27 protein-coding genes are annotated in these 25,452 nt (G+C 69.4%); 18 read left to right on the plus strand and 9 right to left on the minus strand.

Annotated features, from left to right (window positions below):
- Positions 1-124 precede the first annotated feature (124 nt).
- Positions 125-394 (minus strand): hypothetical protein, encoded by a 270-nt coding sequence (locus AO398_RS29440; protein WP_058193504.1) that lies wholly within the window; start codon positions 392-394, stop codon positions 125-127.
- A gap of 674 nt (positions 395-1,068) precedes the next feature.
- Between AO398_RS29440 and AO398_RS18075 the strand changes: the two genes are divergently transcribed.
- The 4 genes from AO398_RS18075 (at position 1,069) to AO398_RS18090 (ending at position 4,764) form a co-directional block, all read left to right on the plus strand.
- Entirely contained in the window at positions 1,069-1,590 is a 522-nt protein-coding gene (locus AO398_RS18075; RefSeq protein ID WP_058193505.1) for a DedA family protein, read from the plus strand.
- Between the two features lie 16 nt (positions 1,591-1,606).
- On the plus strand, positions 1,607-2,392 hold the full coding sequence (locus AO398_RS18080; RefSeq protein WP_058193506.1) for a cobalamin-binding protein: 786 nt from the start codon (positions 1,607-1,609) through the stop codon (positions 2,390-2,392).
- Between the two features lie 112 nt (positions 2,393-2,504).
- On the plus strand, positions 2,505-3,011 hold the full coding sequence (locus tag AO398_RS18085) for an MmcB family DNA repair protein (RefSeq protein ID WP_058193507.1): 507 nt from the start codon (positions 2,505-2,507) through the stop codon (positions 3,009-3,011).
- A gap of 142 nt (positions 3,012-3,153) precedes the next feature.
- Positions 3,154-4,764, plus strand: a complete 1,611-nt coding sequence (locus tag AO398_RS18090; RefSeq protein WP_058193508.1) for a Na+/H+ antiporter — start codon at positions 3,154-3,156, stop codon at positions 4,762-4,764.
- A 25-nt stretch (positions 4,765-4,789) separates the two neighbouring features.
- On the opposite strand, the gene AO398_RS18095 is transcribed toward AO398_RS18090, so the two are convergent.
- The gene (locus AO398_RS18095; protein ID WP_058193509.1) at positions 4,790-5,065 is read right to left on the minus strand and encodes a hypothetical protein; all 276 of its coding nucleotides are present in this window, start codon (positions 5,063-5,065) and stop codon (positions 4,790-4,792) included.
- A 143-nt stretch (positions 5,066-5,208) separates the two neighbouring features.
- Positions 5,209-5,667: a GNAT family N-acetyltransferase gene (locus AO398_RS18100; protein ID WP_058193510.1), complete on the minus strand. Its 459-nt coding sequence runs from the start codon at positions 5,665-5,667 to the stop codon at positions 5,209-5,211.
- A gap of 147 nt (positions 5,668-5,814) precedes the next feature.
- Here AO398_RS18100 and AO398_RS18105 point away from each other — a divergent pair, with 147 nt between their 5' ends.
- Positions 5,815-6,723, plus strand: coding sequence for a glycine--tRNA ligase subunit alpha (locus AO398_RS18105; protein WP_058193511.1), 909 nt, complete (start codon positions 5,815-5,817; stop codon positions 6,721-6,723).
- A gap of 4 nt (positions 6,724-6,727) precedes the next feature.
- On the opposite strand, the gene AO398_RS18110 is transcribed toward AO398_RS18105, so the two are convergent.
- Together AO398_RS18110 and AO398_RS18115 are read right to left on the minus strand one after the other, a co-directional pair.
- A complete protein-coding gene (locus tag AO398_RS18110; protein WP_058193512.1) occupies positions 6,728-7,057 on the minus strand; it encodes a DUF6883 domain-containing protein in 330 nt (109 codons plus the stop codon).
- 5 nt (positions 7,058-7,062) lie between these two features.
- Positions 7,063-7,266, minus strand: coding sequence for a hypothetical protein (locus AO398_RS18115; protein WP_058193513.1), 204 nt, complete (start codon positions 7,264-7,266; stop codon positions 7,063-7,065).
- Between the two features lie 180 nt (positions 7,267-7,446).
- On the opposite strand from AO398_RS18115, the gene AO398_RS18120 reads away from it, so the two are divergent.
- Positions 7,447-7,890, plus strand: coding sequence for a hypothetical protein (locus AO398_RS18120; protein ID WP_058193540.1), 444 nt, complete (start codon positions 7,447-7,449; stop codon positions 7,888-7,890).
- Between the two features lie 58 nt (positions 7,891-7,948).
- Positions 7,949-10,132 (plus strand): glycine--tRNA ligase subunit beta, encoded by a 2,184-nt coding sequence (gene glyS / locus AO398_RS18125; RefSeq protein WP_058193514.1) that lies wholly within the window; start codon positions 7,949-7,951, stop codon positions 10,130-10,132.
- A gap of 225 nt (positions 10,133-10,357) precedes the next feature.
- Here the strand turns inward: glyS and AO398_RS18130 are convergent, their stop codons facing one another.
- Together AO398_RS18130 and AO398_RS18135 are read right to left on the minus strand one after the other, a co-directional pair.
- A complete protein-coding gene (locus AO398_RS18130; RefSeq protein ID WP_058193515.1) occupies positions 10,358-11,038 on the minus strand; it encodes an aldolase in 681 nt (226 codons plus the stop codon).
- Entirely contained in the window at positions 11,035-12,042 is a 1,008-nt protein-coding gene (locus tag AO398_RS18135) for a LacI family DNA-binding transcriptional regulator (protein ID WP_058193516.1), read from the minus strand. Before AO398_RS18135 ends, AO398_RS18130 begins: the two co-directional genes overlap by 4 nt.
- Positions 12,043-12,314: 272 nt before the next feature.
- Here AO398_RS18135 and AO398_RS18140 point away from each other — a divergent pair, with 272 nt between their 5' ends.
- The 5 genes from AO398_RS18140 to denD all read left to right on the plus strand — a co-directional run bounded on the left by AO398_RS18140 (position 12,315) and on the right by denD (position 17,819).
- Positions 12,315-13,634: an MFS transporter gene (locus AO398_RS18140; protein ID WP_058193517.1), complete on the plus strand. Its 1,320-nt coding sequence runs from the start codon at positions 12,315-12,317 to the stop codon at positions 13,632-13,634.
- Positions 13,635-13,827: 193 nt separating this feature from the next.
- Entirely contained in the window at positions 13,828-14,742 is a 915-nt protein-coding gene (gene ltnD / locus AO398_RS18145; RefSeq protein WP_058193518.1) for an L-threonate dehydrogenase, read from the plus strand.
- A gap of 14 nt (positions 14,743-14,756) precedes the next feature.
- Positions 14,757-15,539, plus strand: a complete 783-nt coding sequence (gene otnI / locus AO398_RS18150) for a 2-oxo-tetronate isomerase (protein ID WP_058193519.1) — start codon at positions 14,757-14,759, stop codon at positions 15,537-15,539.
- Entirely contained in the window at positions 15,536-16,810 is a 1,275-nt protein-coding gene (gene otnK / locus AO398_RS18155) for a 3-oxo-tetronate kinase (protein WP_058193520.1), read from the plus strand. The genes otnI and otnK overlap by 4 nt, the downstream gene beginning before the upstream one ends.
- Positions 16,811-16,841: 31 nt before the next feature.
- Positions 16,842-17,819: a D-erythronate dehydrogenase gene (gene denD, locus AO398_RS18160; RefSeq protein WP_058193521.1), complete on the plus strand. Its 978-nt coding sequence runs from the start codon at positions 16,842-16,844 to the stop codon at positions 17,817-17,819.
- 3 nt (positions 17,820-17,822) lie between these two features.
- Here denD and AO398_RS18165 read toward each other — a convergent pair whose 3' ends face one another.
- Positions 17,823-18,224, minus strand: coding sequence for a type II toxin-antitoxin system VapC family toxin (locus tag AO398_RS18165; protein WP_058193522.1), 402 nt, complete (start codon positions 18,222-18,224; stop codon positions 17,823-17,825).
- Positions 18,224-18,460 (minus strand): type II toxin-antitoxin system VapB family antitoxin, encoded by a 237-nt coding sequence (locus AO398_RS18170; RefSeq protein ID WP_058193523.1) that lies wholly within the window; start codon positions 18,458-18,460, stop codon positions 18,224-18,226. The genes AO398_RS18165 and AO398_RS18170 overlap by 1 nt, the downstream gene beginning before the upstream one ends.
- Before the next feature lie 82 nt (positions 18,461-18,542).
- Between AO398_RS18170 and recQ the strand changes: the two genes are divergently transcribed.
- The 6 genes from recQ to grxD all read left to right on the plus strand — a co-directional run bounded on the left by recQ (position 18,543) and on the right by grxD (position 25,297).
- Positions 18,543-20,384, plus strand: a complete 1,842-nt coding sequence (gene recQ, locus AO398_RS18175) for a DNA helicase RecQ (protein ID WP_058193524.1) — start codon at positions 18,543-18,545, stop codon at positions 20,382-20,384.
- A gap of 137 nt (positions 20,385-20,521) precedes the next feature.
- Positions 20,522-21,715, plus strand: coding sequence for a hypothetical protein (locus AO398_RS18180; RefSeq protein ID WP_058193525.1), 1,194 nt, complete (start codon positions 20,522-20,524; stop codon positions 21,713-21,715).
- A gap of 194 nt (positions 21,716-21,909) precedes the next feature.
- Positions 21,910-24,135, plus strand: a complete 2,226-nt coding sequence (gene purL, locus AO398_RS18185) for a phosphoribosylformylglycinamidine synthase subunit PurL (protein ID WP_058193526.1) — start codon at positions 21,910-21,912, stop codon at positions 24,133-24,135.
- Positions 24,136-24,160: 25 nt separating this feature from the next.
- Positions 24,161-24,397 carry a BolA family transcriptional regulator gene (locus tag AO398_RS18190; protein ID WP_007568343.1) on the plus strand — a complete coding sequence of 79 codons (237 nt, stop codon included), beginning with the start codon at positions 24,161-24,163 and terminating at the stop codon, positions 24,395-24,397.
- 24 nt (positions 24,398-24,421) lie between these two features.
- Positions 24,422-24,916: a DUF29 domain-containing protein gene (locus AO398_RS18195; RefSeq protein WP_058193527.1), complete on the plus strand. Its 495-nt coding sequence runs from the start codon at positions 24,422-24,424 to the stop codon at positions 24,914-24,916.
- A gap of 42 nt (positions 24,917-24,958) precedes the next feature.
- Positions 24,959-25,297, plus strand: a complete 339-nt coding sequence (grxD, locus tag AO398_RS18200; RefSeq protein ID WP_058193528.1) for a Grx4 family monothiol glutaredoxin — start codon at positions 24,959-24,961, stop codon at positions 25,295-25,297.
- Positions 25,298-25,452 lie beyond the last annotated feature (155 nt).

Raw genomic sequence — 25,452 nt, forward strand, 5'->3', positions numbered from 1 at the left:
GCAGCGTCAGGTAGGGCGCAACCAGCGCCCACTCCTCATCGGAAACATCGGACGGATACAGCTTGCGGGTCGCGCTCATCCCCGCTCATCTGAGCATCAGCCCGACCCAGGTCCATAACAGCCTCTAGGTGCGCGTGACGTTCACCGTGATCGCCTCGGCCAGCACCGAGAAGTGCATTTGCTCGCTCCGGTCGATCATCGTCGACAGCATCGCGATGCCAATCAAGCCGCCGCGGTTTCGCATCGTGTTCGACAGGCCTGAAGCGTCGGTGGTCTTTTTCGGGCTCAGGCCGACGGTTGAGTGCTGCGAAAGCGTGATCGTGAACAACGGCTGGCCGATGACGCGCAGGAGCTGCGGTAGGATCAGCTGATCGGCCCCGACGTCGTAGGGCAAGCTGACTTCGATCCAGCAGCTCGTGATGAAGACAGCGTGCCCGTGACGACGAGTAGCCTCGCGTCAATAATTGGCATCAGCAGGAGTATCATCGTAAATAGGACGATTTGTGGGAGTCCGGATTACATGACCACGTAGCCGATCTGATCGGGGTTGTAGCCCAGGATCTGCACGCGGTAGACTAGATTTATAAAGACCGACCCAACGCTGGCTGGCGGCTATCCAGCTCCTCAGTGTTAGGACGCTTTTGTCGATACGGGGAAGCAGACTCCCAAAACATACAACGGCTTGCTACCGTCCACAGCCGATAATGGTGTGCCTCGTTCCGTGATGTGCCCTTATGCGAACGGCTGGTCGCAACCAGAAGCGTACGCTTGCAGGATGTTGTGACGGTCCGAGGAGCGACCGGACTAAATCAAATGGGGTGTGCGAGGTTAGCATTTCAGAGCTGCGACCTACACACAACGCGCGTAATGCAATCAAGGGAGCGTCTGCGGCCGCTTGAGATGATAGTAATCATCAATACGTTGATCGGAGTTCAAAATCTGTGGCCACCGGCCCCCGGCGGCGCCTACTGTCTGCACCTCCACCCAAACCCCAGAACTCAAAACCCTTGTCCCCAGCCTGCCCCCACCTCAGATGGGTCAGTTCGCCCTGCCGCCCCCTCGAGGCCTATGGACATCGAAGCCCTGCGCAGCTCGACCCTCGCCTTCGTCGAGGCGCACAAGGTCTGGACCCCGCTGATCGCCGGGGGGCTCGCCTTCTGCGAGTCGATCGCGATCCTGTCGCTGTTCGTGCCGGCCACCGTGATCCTGATCGGCATCGGCGCCCTGGTCGGGGGGGCCGACATCCCGCTCTGGCCGGTGATCGGCGCAGCCGCGCTCGGCGCCGCCCTGGGGGATTGGCTCTCCTACGAGGTCGGGCGCTGGGTCGGGCCGGGCGCCCGCACCAAGTGGCCGCTGCGGCGCTATCCCGACCTCGTCGCCAAGGCGGAACGCTTCATCGGCCGCTGGGGCATCGCCGCGGTGGCGCTCGGGCGCTTCTTCGGGCCGGCCCGGGCCCTGGTGCCGCTGCTCGCCGGCACCCTCGGCCTGGCGCGGCTGCCGTTCCAGCTGGCCAACGTCGCCTCGGCCCTGGTCTGGGCCTTCGTGCTGCTCGCCCCCGGGGCCGGGCTGCTCACCTGGCTCGACCGATGATCCGCAAGGCCCGCTGATGCGCCGCTTCCCCCCGGAGCGCATCGTCTGCCTCACCGAGGAGACCGTCGAGACCCTGTACCTTCTGGGCGAGGAGGAAAGGATCGTCGGCGTCTCGGGCTACGCGGTGCGCCCGCCCCGGGTCCGCCGGGAGAAGCCCCGGGTTTCGGCCTTCACCAGCGCCGACCTCCCCAAGATCCTGGCGCTGGCGCCGGACCTCGTCCTGGCGTTTTCCGACCTCCAGGCCGACATCGTCGCCGACCTGGCCCGCGCGGGTATCGCCGTCCACCTGTTCAACCAGAGGGATGTTGCGGGCTGCCTGGCGATGATTCGCACCCTGGGGGCCCTGGTCGGGGTTCCGGAGCGGGCCGCGGCGCTCGCCCAATCCTTCGCCGAGTCCCTACAAAGGGCTGACGAGCGCGCGAAGGGAACGCCCCGCCTGCGCGTGTACTTCGAAGAGTGGGACGCGCCGATGATCTCCGGAATCGGTTGGGTCTCCGAATTGATCGGCTATGCCGGGGGGCAGGACGTCTTCCCCGAGCTCAGTCGGCAGCCTGCCGCGAAGGACCGGATCGTCACCGCCGACCAAGTGATCGCCGCCGCCCCCGACGTGATCCTGGCCTCCTGGTGCGGCAAGAAGGTCAACATCGATCGCATCCGCGCCCGCCCCGGCTGGGACGCGATCCCGGCGGTGCGAGACGGCCGGATCCACGAGATCAAAGCCCCGCTGATCCTCCAGCCGGGGCCGGCCGCGCTCGCCGACGGCTTTGCCGCGATCCAGGTTTTTTTGGGACTAAGCCCTTGATCGAGGATAGTTCTTTCCGGCACGATCCGGGAGTGATGCCGCGCCGCAGGTGACGGGAGCGGCGCGATTCGACAGGATGTCCCGAATCGACACAGGCACATCCCGATACCGCATGTCCGCTTCCCTCGGCCTCCCCGCCCTCCCGGCGGGCACCCTGATCCTGCCCCCCGATGGACGGCAATCGCCCACCGCCCTGCGGATCCAGCGCGGCGTGCGCCGCCTCTTCTCCGAGATGGGCTGCGTCTCCCTTCCGGAATTCTCCTTGGTCAACGGCCGCCGCGCCGACGTCATCGCTCTGTGCGGCGCCGGACGCCTCACCATCGTGGAGATCAAGTCGAGCGTCGCGGATTTCCGCGCGGACCGAAAGTGGCCTGATTACAAGGACTTCTGCGACCGGTTCTTCTTCGCGATTCCCGAGGACGTGCCCGAATCCCTGATCCCGGAGGAGTGCGGCCTGATCGTCGCCGACGGCTACGGCGCCGGCATCCTGCGGGACGCCCCCGAGCACCCGCTCAGCGGCCCCCGCCGCAAGGCCGTCACCCTCCGCTTCGCCCACAGCGCCGCCCGCATCCTCCACGCCCTGGCCGATCCCGGCGCGGTGCGGGAAGGAGCGCTTTAACAAGGTATTCTAAGGGGTTATGCCATTGGACGGGGTTCTGGGGCGAAGCCCCGATGCAGCAAGGCTCCGCCCTGCATCCGCCAAAAGTCCCGGACTTTTTGAAGCCCTGACGTTTTCGTGAAGACTGCGCTATGGCCGGGTGATGACGCCCGTTGCCCTGTTCGAATTGATCCTCACGCTCCTCGGGGCGGCCCTGTTGCTGTCTTTGATGGCCAAGCGGCTCGGATTTCCCCCGGCCGCCGCCCTGGTGCTCGGCGGCATGGCGCTGGCGGTGGCGCCGGGCCTGCCGGCCTTCGATCTCGATCCGGACCTGATCATGGTCCTGTTCCTGCCGCCGCTGCTGCTCGAATCCGCCTATTTCACCGTCTGGCGCGATTTCCGAGCGAGCCTCGGCCCGATCCTGTCGCTGTCGCTGGGCGCCGTGCTGTTCACCACCCTGGTGGTCGGGCTCGTCGCCCACGCGGTGGTGTCGGCCCTGCCCTGGGCCGCCTGCTTCGCGCTCGGCGCCATCGTGTCGCCACCGGACGCCGTCGCCGCCAAGGCGGTGTTGGCCCGGGTCGCCCTGCCCCGCCAAATGGTGACGGTCCTGGAGGGCGAGAGCCTCGTCAACGACGCGTCGGGCCTCGTGCTCTACCGCTTCGCCGTGGCGGCGGCGCTGACCGGCAGCTTCAGCGCATGGGCGGCGGCGGGCAGCTTCGCCTGGCTGGCGGTGGCGGGCGTCGCGGTGGGGCTCGCCTGCGGTCTCGCGGTGAATGCGCTGGTACGGCGCCTGCACGACGCCAACGCCGTGACGGTGCTGAGCTTTCTTGCCTCCTACACGGCCTATCTCGCGGCCGAGGAAATCCACGCCTCCGGGGTGCTCGCCGTGGTCGCCTGCGGCCTGATGATGGGTGGGCAAGAGCACGAGACCTTCGACGCCCATGTCCGGCGCCACGCCGTGGCGGTGTGGGAATTCGTGGTCTTCGTGCTGGAAGCCCTGGTCTTCGTGCTGATCGGGCTGGCCCTGCGCGGCGTGCTCGCCCGGACCGGGGGCGATCTCGGGCCGCTCGTCACGGGTCTGCCCCTGGCGGTCACCGTCACGGCGGCCTGCGTGGTCGCCCGGCTGCTCTGGGTCTTCCCGGCCGTCTACCTGCGATGGACCTTGTCGGCCCGGGTGCGCGCCCAGGAACCCCGCCCGGACCCGCGGGTGCCGCTGATCATCGGTTGGGCCGGCATGCGGCTGCCGGTGACGCTCGCCGCCGCTCTGGCGCTGCCGGTGGATTTTCCGGGTCGCGACGCGATCCTGGTGGCGGCCTTCGCTGTGATCCTGTTCACCGTTTTGATCCAGGGTACGACGCTCGGTCCGCTAATCCGGACGCTGCGCCTCGACCCGAACCAGAGCCTGCCGGATGGCCATCTCGACGCCGCGATGGCCCGGGTGGTGGTGAGCGAGGCCGGGCTCGCCGCCCTGGAGCGGCTGGTGGCACCCGGATCCGGCGCGCTGCAGCATCCGCGTTTGGTGGAGGAATATCGTCGGCGGGTGCGGGCAGTATCCCGGGACCGCGACGAGCGTGGGGCGCTGGCCGCCGAGAAGACCGAGCATTTCGCCGCCGCGTTGCTGGCCGTGCGATCCGGCCGCTCGGCGCTGATCGCGCTGCACCAGGAGAACCGCATCCATAGCTCGGTGCTGCGGACGCTGGAGGGGGAGATCGACCTGGAGGAGCTCCACCTGAAGCGCCTCGCTGGCGCGCCGGCGGCCCATGGCGCGGCCTGATGAGCCGCGCCTGACGCTGCTGACCTCAGTGGGTGATGCAGGCGTCGGACGGGGTGTTGTAGCCGCTGTAGACGACCCGAACCTTGCGCAGGCAGGGCGCTGCCTCCTTGGGGGCCGCCACGGGGGAGACCTCCACGGGCTCAACTCGCAGGGTCGCCGTAATGGTCGGCTCCTCCGGGGTCGCCAGCGCGCGGCTGGCGCTCATCACGAACGGGGTGGCGGCCATGGCGGAGACGGCGATGGCGGCCAGGACGGCGAGGTTCTTGCGGCCGAAATCGTTAAGCTTGCGAGCCTGTTGCATGATCGGTGGTCCGTCCTGTTCGGCGCGCTGACGCTGCCGAAATCCCCTGTTTGCGGCGATAACTTGGCCGCGAACTTGACGGTTCCCGCTATGCCCCGAAAACAGTCGAGCTGGCGTGCTGGCCCGCACCCACGGCGATGATGTCAGAGGATCTTGCGGTATTGGACGAAGCCCGACCGCTCGGCGATCCGGTCGTAGAGCAGCATCGCGTCGGTATTGGTCTCGTGGGTGAGCCAGTGGACGCGCGAACACCCGGCGGCCTGCGCAACGTCATAGACATGCGTGATCAGCCGGCGTCCGATTCCCGCGCCGCGGGCAACATCCGCCACGAACAGATCCTGGAGGTAGCAGTAATCGCCGATCGTCCAGGCCGAGCGATGGCGGATGTGGTGGACGAGGCCGACTGCCTCCCCGTCCCGCCAGGCTAGGGCGCCGTCCACCGGCTCGGACGGATCGTTGAGGCGGCCCCAGGTGCTCTCTGTGACCGCCTCGGCGAGGTCGACCTTGTAGAAGGCCTGGTAGCCTTCCCACAGCGGCAGCCACGCGGCCCGGTCCCCCGCGCCGATCGGGCGGATCTCGATTCTGTCCGGGCTGATGATCATGATCCGCCTCTCCCCCGCTGCGTGGGGGCAAGCTGACCATCGTCCGCCGCCTGGGCGCAAGGGGCGCCCTCGTCTTGCACCCCCCGCCGCCCGCACCTAAACCGGCCCGCCGACCCCCAGACCCGCATCGCCGAGCCTTCGCCGCCCATGTCCCACAAGAAATCGTTCCAGGGGCTGATCCTGACGCTGCAGGAATTCTGGGCGGCGCAGGGCTGCGTGATCCTCCAGCCCTACGACATGGAGGTCGGCGCCGGCACGTTCCATCCGGCGACGACGCTGCGGGCGCTGGGCCCCAAGCCCTGGAAGGCGGCCTATGTCCAGCCGTCGCGCCGGCCCAAGGACGGCCGCTACGGCGAAAACCCCAACCGGCTCCAGCACTATTACCAGTTCCAGGTGATCCTGAAGCCGAACCCGCCCAACCTGCAGGAGCTCTACCTCGCCTCGCTGGACGCGATCGGGGTCGACCTGAAGCTCCACGACATCCGCTTCGTCGAGGACGATTGGGAGAGCCCGACGCTCGGCGCCTGGGGCCTCGGCTGGGAATGCTGGTGCGACGGGATGGAGGTCAGCCAGTTCACCTACTTCCAGCAGGTGGCCGGCTTCGAATGCGCCCCCGTGGCCGGCGAGCTGACCTACGGGCTCGAGCGGCTCGCCATGTACGTCCAGGGCGTCGAGAACGTCTACGACCTCGACTTCAACGGCGCCGAGGGGGCCGACCGGATCACCTACGGCGACGTGTTCCTGCAGGCCGAGCAGGAATATTCCCGGCACAATTTCGAAGCGGCCGACACGGCGATGCTGTTCCGCCAGTTCACCGACGCGGAGGCCGCCTGCCGGTCCTATCTCGACGCCGGCGCGCCCGCCGCCGAGACCGAGCGCCACCGTATGGCGCAGCCGGCCTACGACCAGTGCATCAAGGCGAGCCATGTCTTCAACCTGCTCGACGCCCGCGGCGTGATCTCGGTCACTGAGCGCCAGAGCTACATCCTGCGGGTGCGGGAACTCGCCAAGGCTTGCGGCGCGGCGTGGCTCAAGACGGCGGCCGGCGGGGCGTGAGGCCTCAAAGCGGATAGGCGGTGCAGAAGAAGCGCCGCGGATCGCCGGGCTTCGATTGCCACACGGACCGGAACAGCGGGTTGCGGCCATCCGGGCTCTCGAGAGGTCTCTCGTAGTCGAACTGGTGGCCATAGACGTCCGCGAACTCGCGGACGAGTTGGCTCGGGCGGGGATGTCGGAAGAAGGCGAAGACCAGCACGTCGCCGCCGGATTGCGTGAAGCCGCAGGCCAGCAGGACGCCGCCCTTACGATGATCGGGGTTCAGCAGATAGCCGTGGATCTTGGATTCGGCGATTGCGAGATCGGGCGTCCAGTCGTCGGGATCGTCGGCCACCGCCCTTAGGCTGCCCGTAGGGCTCCCGCGCGAACCGTGGCGTTGTCCGCCACCGGTTCGTCGAACTCGACCTCGTAGGCTTCGCCGCCGGCCCAGATGCCGACGATCGTGCCTTCCATACCGGCCGGGATCAGGTAGCCGTCGTCGGTCTGCATATCGCGCAGCACTGCGACCTCGCTCAGCTCGGCGAAGGCCGGACGGGGCGTCACGGGATCACGGGATCACGGGACTGATACAGCGTGTCGAACGACATGCCGCATCATGTGCGCGCGGTTCGCAAACGCGCAAATGCTTCCATGGGTCGTCGGCGGAGCCCCTTGAGCCTTCGCGCGTTGCAACCCCCGCCAACCGGCGCGCTCCGGCGCGTCCGCAGACGCGGGAATCCCATGATGAAACAGACCCTCCTCGCCCTCGGCGTCCTCGCCTTCGGCTTGGCCCCGGCGCTCGCGGCCGATCCCGGCCCTGAGGCCGTGGTCAAGAAGCTCTACGCCGAGCCGCGCCCGAATCACTCGGCCGTCTACACCAAGCGGCTCCAGGGCCTGTTCGACGCCGACGCCAAGCAGGCCAACGGCGCCACTGGCAGCCTCGATTTCGATTACCGCCTCAACGGCGAGCCCCTGAAGCCCGACACCGTGAAGGCCCTGACCTTCAAGGAGGCCACCGAGGGCAAGGACCAGGCGAAGGTCACGGTGGAGCGGAAGGGCGGGGACGGCTCGAAATCCATCGTCTTCGACCTCGTGCGCGAGGACGGGGCCTGGCGGGTGTCGGACGCCCACGCGATCGGCGATCGCAAGTGGCAGCTCACCACCATCCTGAAGGGCGAGGCGCAATAAATCCGGCCCCGGCCGTTCGACCCTCGACAGGCCTGCGGCGCGGCGATATGGCCGCGCCATGCCCGACCTCCTGCTCGAACTCCGCTCGGAAGAGATCCCCGCCCGCATGCAGCGGCGCGCGGCGGAGGATCTGAAGAAGCTCGTCACCGATGCGCTGGTCGAGCGCGGCTTCCTGTACGAGGGCGCCAAGGCGTTCTCGACGCCGCGCCGGCTGGCGCTGCACATCGCCGGCCTGCCCGCCCGGGGCGAGGCGGTGCGCGAGGAGCGCCGGGGCCCGCGGGTCGGCGCCCCCGAGGCCGCCATCCAGGGGTTCCTGAAGGGCGCCGGCCTGACGAGCCTGGATGAGGCCAAGAGAATCACCGACCCGAAGAAGGGCGAGTTCTACCTCGCGGTGATCGAACGGCCTGGCCGCGCGACCCTGGACGTGCTTGCCGAGCTTCTGCCCGACATCATCAAAAATTTCCCCTGGCCGAAGGCGATGCGCTGGGGCGCGGCCTCGGCCCAGCCCGGCGCCCTGCGCTGGGTACGCCCGCTGCTATCGATCGTCGCGACCTTCGGGCCGGAGACCGAGACCCCCGAAGTCGTGCCGTTCGCGGTCGGCGGCATCGCGGCCGGCACAGTAACCTACGGCCACCGGTTCCTGGCGCCGGGGCCGATCGAGGTCCGCCGGTTCGACGACTACATCCAGGCCCTGGAGCGCGCGAAGGTCATCCTCGACGCCGACCGGCGCAAGGACGTGATCCTGCACGATGCCCGCGACCTTGCCTTCGCGCGCGGCCTCGACCTCGTGGAGGACGAGGGCCTGCTGGAGGAGGTGGCCGGCCTGGTCGAATGGCCGGTGGTGCTCATGGGCTCCTTCGACGCGGCCTTCCTCGACATCCCGGCCGAGGCGATCCGGGCGACGATCCGGGCGAACCAGAAGTGCTTCGTGCTGCGCAAATCCGGCTCGGAGGATCTGGCCCCCGCCTTCATCCTGGTTTCGAACCTTTTGGCCTCGGATGGCGGCCAGGCGATCACGGCCGGCAACGAGCGGGTAGTGCGGGCGCGCCTCTCGGACGCGAAATTCTTCTGGGAAACCGACAAGGCGATCCGCCTGGAAGACCGCCTGCCTAAGCTCGACAGCATCGTCTTTCACGAAAAACTCGGCACCCAGGGCGAGCGGATCACCCGCATCGCCGCCCTGGCGAAAGAGCTGGCGCCCCTGGTTGGGGCCGACCCGGCTTTGGCCGAGCGCGCCGCCCGCCTCGCCAAAGCGGACCTCGTCACTGAAATGGTCGGCGAATTCCCGGAGCTTCAGGGCCTGATGGGCCGGAAATATGCCGCGCTCCAGGGCGAGCACGGAAGCGTCTGCGCGGCCATCGAGGAGCATTACAAGCCGGTCGGCCCCTCCGACCGGGTGCCGAGCGATCCCGTCTCGATCGCGGTAGCACTGGCCGACAAGCTCGACACGCTGGTGGGCTTTTGGGCGATCGACGAGAAGCCGACGGGGAGCAAGGACCCGTATGCGCTGCGGCGGGCGGCCTTGGGGGTGATTCGGTACGTGCTTAACGGCAAACGTTCCAACCTCGTCAAAATCCTGGACGCACATGCCGAGCTCATCGGCGATTCAATAAAGAAAGCCCATCTCGCAAATGCTGGCGACGGGGTCGCATCGTTTGGGCATGGATTTGTATCGGTTGCTTGGGATGGGCGCCAAGTCCGATCATCGAGCCTCGATCTCCTCTCCTTTTTTGCCGACCGCCTCAAAGTCTACCTGCGCGACCAGGGCGCCCGGTACGACCTGATCGACGCGGTCTTCGCGCTGCCCGGCCAGGACGACCTGCTGATGGTGGTGCGTCGGGTTGAGGCCTTGCAGGCGTTCCTAGAGACCGAGGACGGCAGGAACCTGCTCGCGGGCTACAAGCGCGCCTCGAACATCCTGCGGATCGAGGAGAAGAAGGACGGCCGCGCCTACGATGCCGCGCCCGATGCCGCGCTTGCGGCGTCCGGCGAGCTGGCCGAGCGGGCGCTCGCCGAGGCCCTGGCGGGCGCCGCCGCGACGGCATCGCGAGCCATCGCGAACGAGGACTTCGCCGGCGCGATGCGGGCGCTCTCGACCCTGCGCGTACCGGTCGACGCCTTCTTCCAGGACGTGACCGTCAACGCGCCCGCCCCGAAGCTGCGCGAGAACCGCCTGCTGCTGCTCAACGCGCTCCGCGCCGCGACCCGCGCGGTGGCGGATTTCTCGAAGATCGAGGGGTAGCTCCCCCCTCTCCCCGCACGCGGGAGGAGGCCCGCACGGACCTCGTCGTCCGTGCGGGAAGCGCAGGCGCAGCCGGAGCGGCGGTGAGGGGGCGGCTCAGGAAGGGCCTCTCCGGAACCGCCCCCTCACCCTCGGCTGCCGCCTCGCTCCGGCGACGACGAGGTCGCCGGAGCCCTCTCCCCGCAGGCGGGGCGAGGGAATGCACGGCCACCGCTCCTTCACCCCTCATCCGTGATCATGCCCCGCATGATCCTCCACCTCCGGCAGGGTCAGCCCGAAATGGCTGACGAGATCCGCCACCTGCCCGGGGCTGAGCTGCCGCGGGTTGAGGTTGCGAAGGAGCAAGTAAAGCTTGGCGGTCTCCTCCAGCTCCTCGGTGGCGAAGACCGCACCCTCCAGGCTGTCGCCGGCGACCACCGGGCCGTGATTGGCCAGCAGCACCGAGCTGTATTTGCCGGCGAGCCCCCGGATCGCGTCCGCCACCGCGGGATCGCCCGGGCGGTAATACGGCACCAGCGCGGTGCCGCCGGTGCGCATCAGGTAGTAGGGTGTCAGCGGCGGCAGAACCTGGCGCGGGTCGATCTCCGGCAGCATCGAGACCGCCACCGCGTGGGTCGAGTGCAGGTGGACGATCGCCTTGGCCCCGCCCCGGCTCTCGTAGAGCGCCGTATGCAGCGGGATCTCTTTCGTCGGCTTGTCGCCGGAGATCAGCCGGCCGTCCGCGTCCAGCCGCGAGATCCGGGCCGGGTCGAGGAAGCCCAGCGACGCGTTGGTCGGCGTCACCAGCCAGCCGCCGTCGGGCAGGCGCAGCGAGATGTTGCCCGACGAGCCCGGGGTCAGGCCGCGCTCGAACAGCGAGCGGCCGTAGCGGCAGATGTCTTCACGCAGCCGGCTCTCATCGCTCATGCGGTCGCTCCCTCGATCAGCTCGAATCCGAGATCGATTCGTTTGGGACTTTCACCCAGCAGGCAGGCGGCCGCCTGCCTGCCGATTTCCAGGCGCGGGGTGCGCACCGTCGACAGGGGCTGGGGCATCGCCGCCGCGAAGTCGAGCCCGTTGAAGCCGAACAGCGCGATCCGCCCCGGTACGCTCAAGCCCGCCGACAGGCAGGCGAAATAGCCGCCGAGCGCCATGTCGTCGTTGGAGAAATACACGGCGTCGAGGTCCGGGTGGCGCGCCAGCAGCACCTCCAGCCCGGCCCGGCCGGAACCGGGCGAAGACGGCCCGGGCCGGATCTCTCTGCCGTGGAGCGACAAGCCGGCCTCGCCCAAGGCGGCCTCGAACCCGGCGAGGCGCTTGCCGGCGCGCAGGTCCACCTGCAGGTCGTGGCCGAGATAGGCGATGCGCCGGTATCCGCGTGCCACCAGGTGCCGGGCGCTCGCCGCCCCCACCGCCCGGTTGGAGAAACCGACCACGGCATCGATCCCCGCGCCGTCCGTGTCGATCATCTCGACAACGCGCACGCCCCCGGCCCTTGCCAGGGCCACCGTCGCGGGATTGTGCTCCAGCCCGGTGAGCAGCAGCGCGGCCGGGCGCCAGGACAAGAGCGCGGCGGCCAGCGCCTCCTCCCGGTCGGGATCGTAGTCGCTCACCCCGATCACGCAGCGGATACCCACGGCATCCAGGGCGCCGGTCAACCCGCGCAGCAAGTCGGGGAAGACGACGTTGGCGAGCGACGGCACGATCACCCCGGCGAGCTGCGCACTCGCCCCCGGTCCCGCGAGGCTCCCGGCGAGACGGTTCGGCACGTAGCCGAGCCGGGCCACGGCCTCCGCCACCCGTTCCCGGGCGCGCTTCGAAGAGGAGCCGTGGTTGCGCAGGACCCGCGAGACCGTGCTCTCACCGACCCCCGCCTCGCGGGCGACGTCGGTGAGCGTCACGAGCCGCCCCGGCGGCTGGAATTCGTCCATCTCCCGGCCTTTTCGTGCCTCTCCCGCTCCTCCCACCCACGCCCTCATCACGAGGCGGCTTCGCCGCGCCTCAAGATGAGGGGGGTGGATAAGAGGCCGGTCTCGCGCATGGCAGCGCCTTACAGCTCGCCATAGCGTCCTGCATTATACCGCACAACCGGATTGGCAGCGCTGCCAAAAGTCGCTACAGCCCCCGCCAGCGCCGCCGGAACGAGCGGTGAAGACCATTCCTCGCCCGCCTTTCGACGCGGCGCGGACCAGGGAGAACGCCGATGTCGGTTCAAGCCGCCCCGCTGCGGGGCGCGGCCCTCGCGGACGAAAAGACCTTCGTCGACCGGACCTACGGCAAGGTGTTCTGGCGCCTCGTGCCGTTCCTGATGCTCTGCTACGTGGTGGCGTATCTCGACCGGGTGAATGTCGGCTTCGCCAAGTTGCAGATGTCCCAGGAGCTCAAGTTCTCCGAGACGGTCTACGGCCTCGGCGCGGGCATTTTCTTTCTGGGCTACTTCCTGTTCGAGGTACCGTCGAACGTGATCCTGCACCGGGTCGGCGCCCGGGTCTGGATCGCCCGGATCATGATCACCTGGGGGCTGATCTCCGGGGCGTTCCTATTCGTGAACTCGGAATGGAGCTTCTACGGGATGCGCTTCCTGCTCGGCCTGGCCGAGGCGGGCTTCTACCCGGGCGTGATCCTGTACACGACGCAGTGGTTCCCGGCCCATCGCCGGGCCAAGGTGATCGCGGTGTTCATGGCCGCGATTCCGATCTCCGGCATCTTCGGCAACCCGCTCTCCGGCTGGATCATGGACGCGTTCAACGGCGCCCAGGGCCTGTCCGGCTGGCAGTGGATGTTCCTGATCGAGGCCGTGCCGGCGGTGCTGATCGGCGTCGCGGTGTTCCTCTATCTCGACAACCGCCCCTCCGAGGCCAAGTGGCTGACCGACGCGGAGAAGCAGGTCCTCGAGCGCGACATCGCCGCCGACAACCACGGCAAGGAATCCAGCCCGCACTCCATCGCCACCGTGTTCCGCAACGGCCGCGTGTGGTTCATGAGCCTGATCTACTTCGCCTTCGTCACCGGTCAGTACGGCCTGACCTTCTGGCTGCCGACGATCGTCAAGGCGTCCGGCGTGCAGGGCAACCTCAATATCGGCTTGATCAGCGCGATCCCGTTCCTGTGCGCGGCCGTCGTGATGATCCTGCTGGGCCTCTCCGCCGACCGGATGCGCGAGCGCCGCTGGCACCTGATCATCCCGGCGCTCGTCGGCGCCGTCGGCTTCGTCGTCTCGGCGAGCGCGGGCTCGACCACGATCGCCGTGGCGGCGCTCTCGGTGGCGGCGGCCGGCGTGCTGACCTGCTCGCCCCTGTTCTGGTCCCTGCCCACCGCCTTCCTGAGCGGCGCGGGGGCGGCGGCCGGCATCGCGCTGATCAACTCGGTGGGCAACCTCGCGGGCTTCGTCAGCCCCTACGTGATCGGGGCTTTGCGCGACGCCACCGGCAGCACCGCGGCCGGCATGTACGCGCTGGCGGTCATGCTGGTGGTCGGCTCGGCCTGCGTGTTCGTCACCCCGGCCAAGATGGTCAACCGCTGAGGCGGGTATGCCTCGACGCCCTCTCCTCCCTCTTGCGGGGAGGAGCCGGAGGTGGGGGTGGTGCCGGATAGGGCTCAGCGGTCCCTTCTGAGCCACCCCCACCCCTGACCCCTCCCCGCAAGGGGGAGAGGAAAACGCGGTGTTTCAAACACGTGCTGCCGAGTCTGTAACCTTCAAAGCAGGAGCCAACCCGATGGTCACCACCCCGCAGACAGGCCGCGCCGCGGTGATCGGCCTCGGCTCCATGGGCTCCGGCATGGCGGGCTCGCTGCTGCGGGCCGGCTTCTCCGTCGCTGCCTGCGACGTGAACCCGGAGGTCGTCGCCCGTTTCCGGGATGCGGGCGGGATTGCGGCGGCCAATCCGGCCGAGGCGGCGCAGGGCGCCGACGTGGTGGTGAGCGTGGTCGTCAACGCCGCTCAGACCGAGGCGGTGCTGTTCGGCGAAAACGGCGCCGCCGCGGCGATGCCCGAGGGCGCCGTGTTCGTCTCGTCGGCGACCATGGACCCTGCCGTCGCCCGCACGCTGGCGGCCCGTCTGGAGGCCACCGGCCGGCACTATCTCGACGCCCCGATGAGCGGCGGCGCCGCCCGCGCGGCCGATGGCGGGCTGACCTTCCTGGCCTCGGGCTCGCCGGCTGCCTTCGCCAAGGCCCGGCCCGCCCTCGATGCCATGGCCGGCACGCTCTACGAGCTCGGCGACGAAGCCGGCCAAGGCGCGGCCTTCAAGATGATCAACCAGCTGCTGGCCGGGGTCCATATCGCGGCCGCCTGCGAGGCGATGAGCTTTGCCGCCAAGCAGGGCCTCGACCTGGCCCGCGTCTACGAGGTGATCACCAAGTCGGCGGGCAATTCCTGGATGTTCGAGAACCGGGTGCCCCACATCCTCGACGCGGACTACGCGCCGAAGAGCGCGGTCGACATCTTCGTCAAGGATCTCGGCATCGTGCAGGACATGGCCCGGGCGGAGAAGTACCCGGTCCCGGTGGCCGCGGCGGCGCTCCAGATGTTCCTGATGGCGTCCGGCGCCGGCATGGGCCGGGACGACGATGCCTCCGTGGCGCGGCTCTACGCGCAGGTCTCGGGCGCCAAGCTGCCCGGTCAGGCTTAGGGAGTCCGAAGAAAATGCCGCGCTTTGCCGCCAATCTCAGCCTGATGTTCAACGAGGTGCCGTTCCTCGACCGCTACGATGCGGCGGCGCGCGCCGGGTTCGACGCCGTCGAGTTCCTGTTCCCCTACGAGCACCCGCCCGAGGCCATCGCCGAGCGGCTTCGGGTAAACGGCCTGACCCAGGCCCTGTTCAACCTGCCGCCGGGGGATTTCGCCAAGGGCGAGCGCGGCTTGGCGGCATTGCCTGAACGGTTGGATGAGCTGAAGGCCGGCGTCGATACGGCGCTCCGCTACGCCGAGGCGACCGGCGTCGCCCGGCTGCACCTGATGGCGGGGCTCGCCCCGCACGATGACCCCAAAGCCGCCGAGGCCTATCGCCGGGCGGTGGCCTGGACGGCGGAGCGCCTGGGCGAGGCCGGCCTCGACCTCGTGCTTGAGCCGATCAACAGCCGCAACATGCCGGGCTACTTCCTGAACGATTTCGGCCGGGCCGCGGATCTCATCCGCGCGCTGGCGCTGCCGAACCTGAAGCTGCAGTTCGACCTCTACCATTGCCAGATCCTGCACGGCGACGTGACCATGCGGCTGCGCGCGCTGATGCCGATCGTCGGCCATGTCCAGACCGCGAGCGTGCCCGAGCGGCACGAGCCCGGCACCGGCGAGATGGACGACGCGTTCCTGTTCGACGAGCTGGACCGGCTCGGCTACGCCGGCTTCGTCGGCTGCGAGTACATCCCGGCCGCCGACACCGTGGCCGGCCTCGGCTGGCTCGCCGCCTACAGAGGGAGAGTCCGATGAGTCTCGCGCTGGGATGCGTCGCCGACGATTACACGGGCGCCTCGGACCTCGCCAACACCCTGACCAAGGCGGGCCTGCGCACGATCCAGACCATCGGCTTGCCGGAGGATGACCGGGCCCTGCCGGAGGCCGACGCGGTGGTGGTGGCGCTCAAGAGCCGCTCGATCCCGGCCGACGAGGCCGTGGCGCGGTCCCGCGAGGCGGAACGCTGGCTGCGGGCCCGGGGCGCGGCCCACGTGATGTTCAAGGTCTGCTCGACCTTCGATTCCACGGACGCCGGCAATATCGGCCCGGTGATGGACGCCCTGCGGGACGCGGCCGGCGAGCGCATCGCGCTCGTCACCCCCGCCTTCCCGGAGACGGGACGCAGCGTCTACCAGGGCAACCTGTTCGTCGGCTCGGTGCCCCTGAACGAGAGCCCGCTCAAGGACCACCCGCTCAATCCGATGCGCGACGCCAACCTGGTGCGCGTGCTGGCGCGCCAGAGCGCGGGCGCGGTCGGGCTCATCGACACCGCCACGGTGGCACGGGGCGCCGAGGCGGTGGCGGCCCGGCTCGAAGCCCTGGCCGAAGAGGGCAAGCAGGCGGCGATCGCGGACGCGATCTTCGACAGCGACCTCGAAATCCTCGGCCGGGCGATCATCGCGAGAAAATTCTCGGTGGGTGCCTCGGGGCTGGGGCTCGGTCTTGCCCGCGCCCTCGTCGCCGACGGTCGCGGCACCCGGGATGCGGCCGGCGCCGCCATGGGCGAGCCGGTGGGTGGGGCCGCGGCCTGCCTCGCCGGCAGCTGCTCGCAGGCGACCCTCCAGCAGATCGCCGCCGCGGAGGCCCAGATGCCGGTGCTGCGCCTCGACACCGCGGCCCTGCTGGCCGGAGCCGACGCTGTGGCCGAGGCCCTGGCCGTCGCCGACGCACGCCTGGCCGCCGGCCCGGTGCTGATCGCCTCCTCGGCGACCCCCGAGGCGGTCCGGGCCCTTCAGGCTCAGCACGGGGTCGACGCGGTCGGTCACGCCATCGAGGCTGCGCTCGCCGCCATCGCCGAGGGGCTGGTCGCCCGCGGCGTGCGCCGGCTCGTGGTGGCCGGGGGCGAGACCTCGGGCGCTGTGGTCGATCGGCTCGGTCTCCGGGCGTTCCTGCTCGGACCCGAGATCGCCGCGGGCGTGCCGATCCTGCGCAGTGCCGGCCGGCCCGAGCCGATGCTGCTCGCCCTGAAATCCGGCAATTTCGGCGGCACGGACTTCTTCGGGCGTGCCCTGGACATGATGGCCTGACGCGGCAAACCATCGGACGAAGAGGTCTTCCATGCATGCTCTGATTCTCGGCGCCGCCGGCATGATCGGCCGACGCCTTGTCGATGCCCTGGTTGCGGACGGCACGGTTGGCGGCGCGCCGCTCACCGCCCTCACCCTGCTCGACGTGGTGCCGCCCACGGCACCCGCGGGCTTCTCCGGCCCGGTGAAGGCCGAGGCCGCGGATCTCACCGCCCCCGGCGCCGCTGAGGCCGCCATCGCCGAGCGCCCGGAGGTGATCTTCCACCTCGCCGCGGTGGTCTCGGGCGAGGCCGAGGCCAACCTGGAGCTGGGCTACCGGGTCAACCTCGACGGCACGCGGCTGCTGCTTGATGCGATCCGCCGGGCCAACGCCGCGGACGGCTACCGGCCGAAGCTGGTCTTCACCTCGTCGCTGGCGGTGTTCGGACCGCCCTTCCCCAAGGTGATCCCGGACGACTTCATCCTGCGCCCGGCCTCCTCGTATGGCGTCCAGAAGGCCATGGGCGAGCTGATGCTCGCCGACTACGCGCGGCGCGGCTTTTTGGACGGGATCGGCCTGCGGCTGCCGACCATCTGCGTGCGCCCGGGCAAGCCCAACAAGGCGGCCTCGGGTTTCTTCTCCGGGATCATCCGAGAGCCGCTGGCCGGTCAGGAGGCCGTGCTGCCGGTGCCCGAGACGGTGCGCCACTGGTTCGCGAGCCCCGCCGCCGCGGTGGGCTTCCTGATCCACGCGGCCGGGCTCGACCTCGCGGCGATCGGCCCGCGGATCAGCCTGACCATGCCGGGCGTCTCCGCCACCGTGGCCGAGGAGATCGAGGCCCTACGACGCGTGGCCGGCGACAAAGCCGTGGCGCTGATCCGGCGCGAGCCGGACGCGACCATCGCCCGGATCGTTTCCTCCTGGCCGGAGGCGTTCGAGCCGGAGGCGGCGCTCGCGCTCGGCTTCCGGGCGGACGAATCCTTCGACGCGATCGTTGCCCAGCACGTGGCGGAGTTCCACTGCGGCTGAGATTCAGCCGCGGGCGGAGCGGATGTCGGTCCGCGGGAAATCGTCGCCGATATAGAGCAGCGGCACGCCGTGGACCTGCGCGCAGGCATAGGCGAAGCAGTCGCCGAGGTTCAGGCGGGCGGGGTGGCGGCCCTTGCCAAAACGGGCATGGGCGGTGAGGGCGAGGGCGGATTCCACCGCCGAAATCGGCACGATTCGCAGACCAGCGATGCGGATGAACGCGTCGACCTCCGTCTCGGCGTCTGCCACGGAGATCGCCTTCTTGCGCGCCACCGCGACCACCGTCTCGAAGACGGCGATGCCCGATGTGAGCGGCGTCATCGCGCCATCGAGGCAGTCCAGCAGGACGGAACGCTCCGGCTCGGCCGTCAGGATCGCCACGAGAGCCGAGGCGTCGACGAACATCACTCGTCGTTCAGGCTGTCGTAGAACGCCTTGTCGGCCTCCAGGCCCGTGCGCGGTACGGCATCCATCTTGTCGAGCAAGGGTTTCAGGCGTTCCGCGAGCGGCACGCGTCGGCTGCGCCGCGCGATCTCGTTTTTGAGCGCGATTCGCACCGCTTCGGTCTTGCTCACGCCGGCCCGCGATGCCAGCGTCTCGGCCAATTGGTTGACCTCTTCGCTGCGGATGTTGAGCGGCACGACAGCCTCCGTGTAGACGTAGGGAGGCTAGTGCCTACACACCTGAGCCGCAAGCGCGCCACCACCCCGTACAAGGATCCCGATGACCCGCCTCGACGAGGCCCGCGCCGCGCTGAAGAAGACCTTCGGGTACGAGGATTTCCGGCCCGGGCAGGACGAGGTGATCGGCGCGGTTTTGGACGGCGACGACGTGTTCGCCGTGATGCCCACGGGCTCGGGCAAGTCGATGACCTACCAGCTGCCGGCGCTGATCGATGCCGGGTTGACCGTGGTGGTCTCGCCCCTGATCGCGCTGATGCACGACCAGGTGCAACAGATGCGCAGCGTCGGCGTCGAGGCCGCCACCCTCAATTCGTCCGTGTCGGAGGTCGAATCGCGCGAGACCTGGCGCAGCCTGCGCTCCGGGGAGCTGCGCCTGCTGTTCGTCTCCCCCGAACGCCTGCTGATGGAAGGCTGCATCGAGGCCCTGCGCGGCGTCGGGGTTCGGCGGCTTGCGGTGGACGAGGCCCATTGCGTCTCGCAATGGGGGCACGATTTCCGGCCCGAATACCGGGAGATCGCCCGGGCCCGGCAGGCGCTCGGCAACGTCCAGACCCTGGCGCTGACCGCCACCGCCGATGCCGCCACCCGGGCGGAGATCGCCGAGCGGCTGTTCCCGCAGGGGCGCGGCCCGAAGATCTTCGTCCACTCGTTCGACCGGCCGAACATTCGGCTGACGTTCCAGCCCAAGGACAACCCGGCCCGGCAGATCGAGCGGTTCCTGAAGCACCGCCGGGCGGAGAGCGGGATCATCTACTGCTCCTCGCGCAAGCGCGTCGAGCAGCTGGCCGAGACCCTCAAGAAGGACGGGTTCGACGCCCTGCCCTACCATGCCGGGCTCGACCAGGGCACGCGGATGCGCAACCAGGACCGGTTCCTCCAGGAGGACGGGGTGGTGATGACCGCCACGATCGCCTTCGGCATGGGCATCAACAAGCCCGACGTGCGCTTCGTCTGCCATGCCGACATGCCCAACAACGTGGAGGGCTACTACCAGGAGATCGGCCGCGCCGGCCGCGACGGGCTGCCGGCCGACACGCTGACCCTCTACGGCCTCGACGACATGGCGTTGCGCCGCCGCCAGATCGACGAGAAGGAGATTTCCGACGAGCGCCGCCGGGTCGAGCGGCGCAAGCTCGAGGCGATGATCAGCCTGTGCGAGGGCGCCACCTGCCGGCGCCAGTCGCTGCTCGGCTATTTCGGCGAGGCGAGCGAGCCCTGCGGCCGCTGCGACCTCTGCCGCGGCGGCGTCACCCTGGTCGACGGGACCGTGGCGGCGCAGAAGATCCTGTCGGCGATCGTGCGCACCGGCCAGCGCTTCGGCGCGGCCTATATCTGCGACGTGGTCCACGGCAAGGAGAGCGAGCAGGTCCGCCGCAACGGCCACACAAGCCTCAAGACCTTCGGGGTCGGGGCGGACAAGCCGGTGGCCGCCTGGCGGGCGATCCTGCGCCAGCTCTTCGCCGCCGGGGCGATCGCCGAGAACGCCGACGGCTATGGCGGCCTGTCCATGACCGAGAAGGGCGAGGCGATCCTGTTCGGCCGTGAGCCGGTCAAGCTGCGCCCCGATCCGGAGCCGAAGGCCGAATCGCGTGAGCGCCGCCGCACCGCGCCGCGCGAGGAGGGCGAGATCGCGCTCTCGGAGACCGACGAGGCCCTGTTCCAGCACCTGCGCGGCCTGCGCGCCACCCTGGCCCGGGCCGAGGGCATCGCCGCCTTCATGGTATTCCCGGACCGGACCCTGATCGAGATGGCTCGGCAGAAACCTGTCGACCTCTGGGCGCTGCGGGCGGTCCACGGGGTCGGCGAACGCAAGCGCGAGGCCTATGGCGAGAAGTTCGTGGCCGCGATCGGCGAGTTTCTGGCCACGCCGCCGGCGGCGTGAGCGATGGGCCGGCGCAAGCCCCAGGCAGTTTCACCCTCGGCGCGCCCGGCCGCTTCATGTAGGCAAGCCGCCACCTCGAATCGATCGGACTCGTCATTTCGACACGCATCCCCGTCGCCGACGCACCGGCCCAGCACATGTCCGGAAAGCCGGACGGCGACGCGCCGCGGGTGCTGACCTCCCGCATCGTGTTCTACCTGCCGGGTTTCGATCCGCGCGATCCGGAGACCTATTGGGGCCTGTTCCGCCGCGAGGCCCGGTTCACCGCTGCGCGCCGGGGCGCCGCGATCACGGTCGGCGATCCGGTCCGCTCGGCGGACGGGGTCGAACTCGCGTGGACGGCGGACTCGCGCGGGGTCTCGACCCGCTACGTCCTGCTGCGCTGGGAGGACATCGTCCGCGCCCGCTTCCCGCAATCCGACTGGACGCGGCTCCGGGGTGTGCCGGCTTTGCTCTGGCGGCTGTGGCGGACGGGCTACATGGCGAGCCTGCGCCGGGAGGGCTGGCGCTTCTCCACGGTGATCTTCTGCGTCCACTACATCTACATCGCGCTGGCGCTTCTCAGCCTCGCCGCGGCGGCGGGGCTCGCCGCGCTGGCACCGGCGGCGGCCCAGCCCTGGGCCCTGGTGGCGGTGCCGCCGCTCGCCTACGCGGTCCTGGCCGGTCTGATCCGGGTGACCCGTGGCAAGCCGCTCTACGTCCCCCACCTCGTGGACGACACCGCCTTCACGCATTCCTACGCGGCGGGCGAGGCCCCCGAGATTGACCCCCGGCTCGACGCCTTCGCGACGCGCATCCACGCCGCGGAGGGCGAAGCCGACGAGGTGGTGGTGGTCGGCCATTCCTCGTCGAGCTTCCTCGGCATCGAGGTGCTGGATCGGGTGCTCGCCCGCGACCCCGGCTTCGGATGCCGCGGCACGCCGGTCTCGTTCGTGAGCATCGGCAGCGTCATCCCCTGGCTCGGCCTCGACCCGGCCGCCCGAAGATTCCGCGACAGTCTCCTGCGTTTCGGCCGGGCCACGCAGATCGGCTGGCTCGACGTGCGTGCCACCTGGGATTGGCTCTCGATCCACAAGAACAACCCGATCACCGCCTGCGGCCTCGCCCCGCCCGATCCCGCCCGCCCGTCCGTGCGCTGGGTGGCGATCCACGAGCTGATCACCAGCGCCGATGTCGGCCGGCGGCAATGGAACCTGTTCCAGATGCATTTCCAGCTACTGATGGCGAGCCAGCGCGACAGCGGCTTCGACTATCTCGACGTGGTTACCGGGCCGGAGCCGGTGCACGCGCTCGTCGCCGGCTGCCGGGAGGACGGCGCGCCCGGACTCTAGCGTGGCGACCGCGTCATCCGCCCGGCTGTGCGGATCCGTCCGGGCCGGCCCCCAATCCCCAGCCCCGCGCCGGCGGATGTTGCCAGCGCAGGCGCTTCCGCTTTAGAGCCGGGGCAGCCTGAGATCTCAGCCCGGTTCGGGTTCGCCGCGGTATGCGTCTCTCAAGACGGACCGCTCTCTGCCGAGACCTTCGCATGTTCCGCAACGACGTTCCGATCACTCCCGAGCTCGTGGCCCAGCACGGCCTCACGCCGGAGGAGTACGAGCGCTTCCGCGGCCTGATCGGGCGCGATCCGACGCTGACCGAGCTCGGCATCGTCTCGGCGATGTGGAATGAGCACTGCTCGTACAAGTCCTCGCGCAAGCACCTGCGCGGGCTGCCGACCTCGGCGCCCTGGGTGATCCAGGGTCCTGGCGAGAATGCCGGCGTGATCGACATCGGCGACGGGCTGGCCTGCGTCTTCAAGATGGAGAGCCACAACCACCCGAGCTACATCGAGCCCTATCAGGGCGCGGCGACCGGCGTCGGCGGCATCCTGCGGGACGTGTTCACCATGGGCGCGCGGCCGATCGCGGCGCTCAACGCCCTCCGGTTCGGCTCCCCCGACCACCCGCGCACCCGCGGCCTGGTTTCGGGCGTGGTGGCCGGGGTCGGCGGCTACGGCAATTCCTTCGGCGTGCCGACCGTCGGCGGCCTGACCGGCTTCCACCGGCGCTACGACGGCAACATCCTGGTCAACGCCATGGCCGTGGGGCTCGCCCGCACCGACGCGATCTTCTACGCGGCGGCCACCGGGGTCGGGAACCCGATCGTCTATCTCGGCTCGAAGACCGGCCGCGACGGCATCCACGGCGCCACCATGGCGTCGGCGGAGTTCGACGAGGCCTCCGAGTCGAAGCGCCCGACCGTGCAGGTCGGCGACCCCTTCGCCGAGAAGCTGCTGCTGGAGGCCTGCCTGGAGCTGATGGCCTCGGGCGCGGTGATCGCCATCCAGGACATGGGCGCGGCGGGTCTGACCTGCTCGGCCGTCGAGATGGGCGCCAAGGGCGATCTCGGCGTCGAGCTCGACATCGAGAAGGTGCCGGCCCGCGAGGCCGGCATGACCCCCTACGAGATGATGCTGTCCGAGAGCCAGGAGCGCATGCTCATGGTGCTCAAGCCCGGCATGGAGGCCGAAGCCGAGGCGATCTTCGTGAAGTGGGGCCTCGACTTCGCGGTGATCGGCCGGACCACCGACACGCTACGGTTCGTGGTCAAGTGGCACGGCGAGACCGTGGCCGACCTCCCGATCAAGGAACTCGGCGACGAGGCGCCGCTCTACGACCGGCCGCACCGCGCCAACACGCACCTGCCGGTGATCGCCGCATCCAGCGTGCCGGCGCCGGCCTCCCTCACCGAGGCGCTCAAGCGCCTCGTCGGCTCGCCCGACCTCGCCTCGAAGCGCTGGGTCTACGAGCAGTACGATCATTTCATCCTCGGCAACACCGTGCAGAAGCCCGGTGGCGACGCCGCCATCGTGCGGGTCGAGGACGGCCCGAAGGGCTTGGCGCTCACCTGCGACGTCACCCCGCGCTACTGCGAGGCCGACCCGGTCGAGGGCGGCCGGCAGGCGGTGGCCGAGGCGTGGCGCAACATCACCGCGGTGGGCGCCCGTCCGCTCGCCATCACCGACAACCTCAACTTCGGCAACCCGGAGAAGCCCGAGGTGATGGGCCAGCTCGTCGGCTGCCTCCAGGGCATCGGCGAGGCCTGCCGGGCGCTGGACTTCCCGGTCGTGTCGGGCAACGTCTCGCTTTACAACGAGACCAACGGCGTCGGCATCCTGCCGACCCCGACCATCGGCGGCGTCGGCGTGCTCGACGACGTCGAGCGCCACGCCACCATCGCCCTCAAGCGCGAGGGCGACGTGCTGGTCCTGGTCGGCTCTGGCGAGGGCTGGCTCGGCCAGTCGGCCTATCTGGCGGTGATCGAGGGCCGGGAAGAGGGCGCACCGCCGCCCGTCGACCTCTCGCTCGAGCGCCGCAACGGCGACTTCGTGCGCGCCCTGATTCTCTCCGGCACGGTCGACACCGTCCACGACCTGTCCGACGGCGGTCTTGCCGTTGCGCTCGCCGAGATGGCGATGGCCGGCGGCATCGGCGCGGCCCTGCCGGATGTGCCGGTGGACTTGCCCCCCCACGCCTACCTGTTCGGCGAGGACCAGGGCCGCTACCTGCTGGCGGTCGATCCGGAGGCGGCCAGCGACCTGCTCTACAGCGCCTCGGCCCAGGGCATCGACGCGGCCGTGGTCGGGGTCACCGGAACCGACCGTTTGACCCTGCCGGGTGGCGAGACCATATCGCTGTCCGAGCTGAGTGCGGCCCATGAACGCTGGCTGCCCGCCTACATGGCGAGCCAGCCGGCCGCGCCGGCCGCCTGAACCCCTTACGCCCAGGAGTTTTTCGATGCCGATGGATGCGGGCGAGATCGAGCGCATGATCCGCGAAGCGCTGCCCGACGCGCAGGTCGAGATCCGCGACCTCGCCGGCGACGGCGACCACTACGCCGCCACGGTCCTGTCCGCCGCCTTCAAGGGCAAGACCCGGGTGGCCCAGCACCAGATGGTCTACGGCGCCCTCCAGGGCCGGATGGGCGGCGTGCTGCACGCCCTTGCGCTGACCACGGGCGTCCCTCAGGATTAGCGCCCGTTCGCGAGAGTCGTCCCGATGGACCGACCGAGTCTCTACGACGACGACATCGTCACCTGGGCCGAGGAACAGGCTGCGGCTCTGCGCGCGCTCGGAGCCCGCAGCGACCTGTCGAATGCGGTCGACTGGGCGAACGTCGCGGAGGAGATCGAGAGCGTGGGGCGATCCCATTTGCGGGCGGTCGAGGGCCTGCTGATCCAGACGCTCGCCCACCTCTTGAAGCGTGCCTCCGCGCCCCTCGCCCCGTCAAGCTTGCATTGGCGCGAGGAGATCGCGACATTCCAGATCACGGCTTGGAATGCGTACGAGTCGTCGATGAGGCAGAGGTTGAACTGGCCGAGGATCTGGAAATCCGCGGTCACGGCCGCGGAGGCTGGTCTCGGCGCCTTTGGGAACCAGATTCTTCCGGGCCTCCCGAAGGCGTGCCCGATCGCGGCCGAGGACCTTTTGACCGAACGCTTTGATATCGATCAGGCGCTTCGTGTGATCGCCGCCTCAGTTGCACGCCGCTGATCGAGACCGCACATACGAGACCGAAGAACCGAGGATAGAGTGATGACCGACGCCAACGCGACCATCCAGAACGAGATCGCCTCCCAGGACGTGGTGGTGTTCATGAAGGGCACGCCGCAGATGCCGCAATGCGGCTTCTCGGGCCAGGTGGTGCAGATCCTCAATTACCTCGAAGTGCCGTTCAAGGGCGTGAACGTGCTGGCCGATCAGGGCATCCGCGAGGGCATCAAGGCCTTCTCGAACTGGCCGACCATCCCGCAGATCTACGTGAAGGGCGAGTTCGTGGGTGGCTGCGACATCACCCGGGAGATGTTCCAGTCGGGTGAGCTGCAGACCTTCCTGGCCGAGAAGGGCGTCCCCGTAAAGACCGCCGCCGCCTGATCTTTCGGGACTCGGCTTGACGGATGAGGGCGCCTCCGGGCGCCCTTTTTCGCGCCCGGTCACCCTCGCTCTGCGTCGGGTCACCCGTGGGCGGGGCGCATTCGCGTTCGCCGGCGCGATCGCCTATATCAGAACCGTTCCATGCCCAGACGCCG

The sequence above is a fragment of the Methylobacterium sp. GXS13 genome (genome assembly GCF_001455965.1).
Classification (GTDB): domain Bacteria; phylum Pseudomonadota; class Alphaproteobacteria; order Rhizobiales; family Beijerinckiaceae; genus Methylobacterium.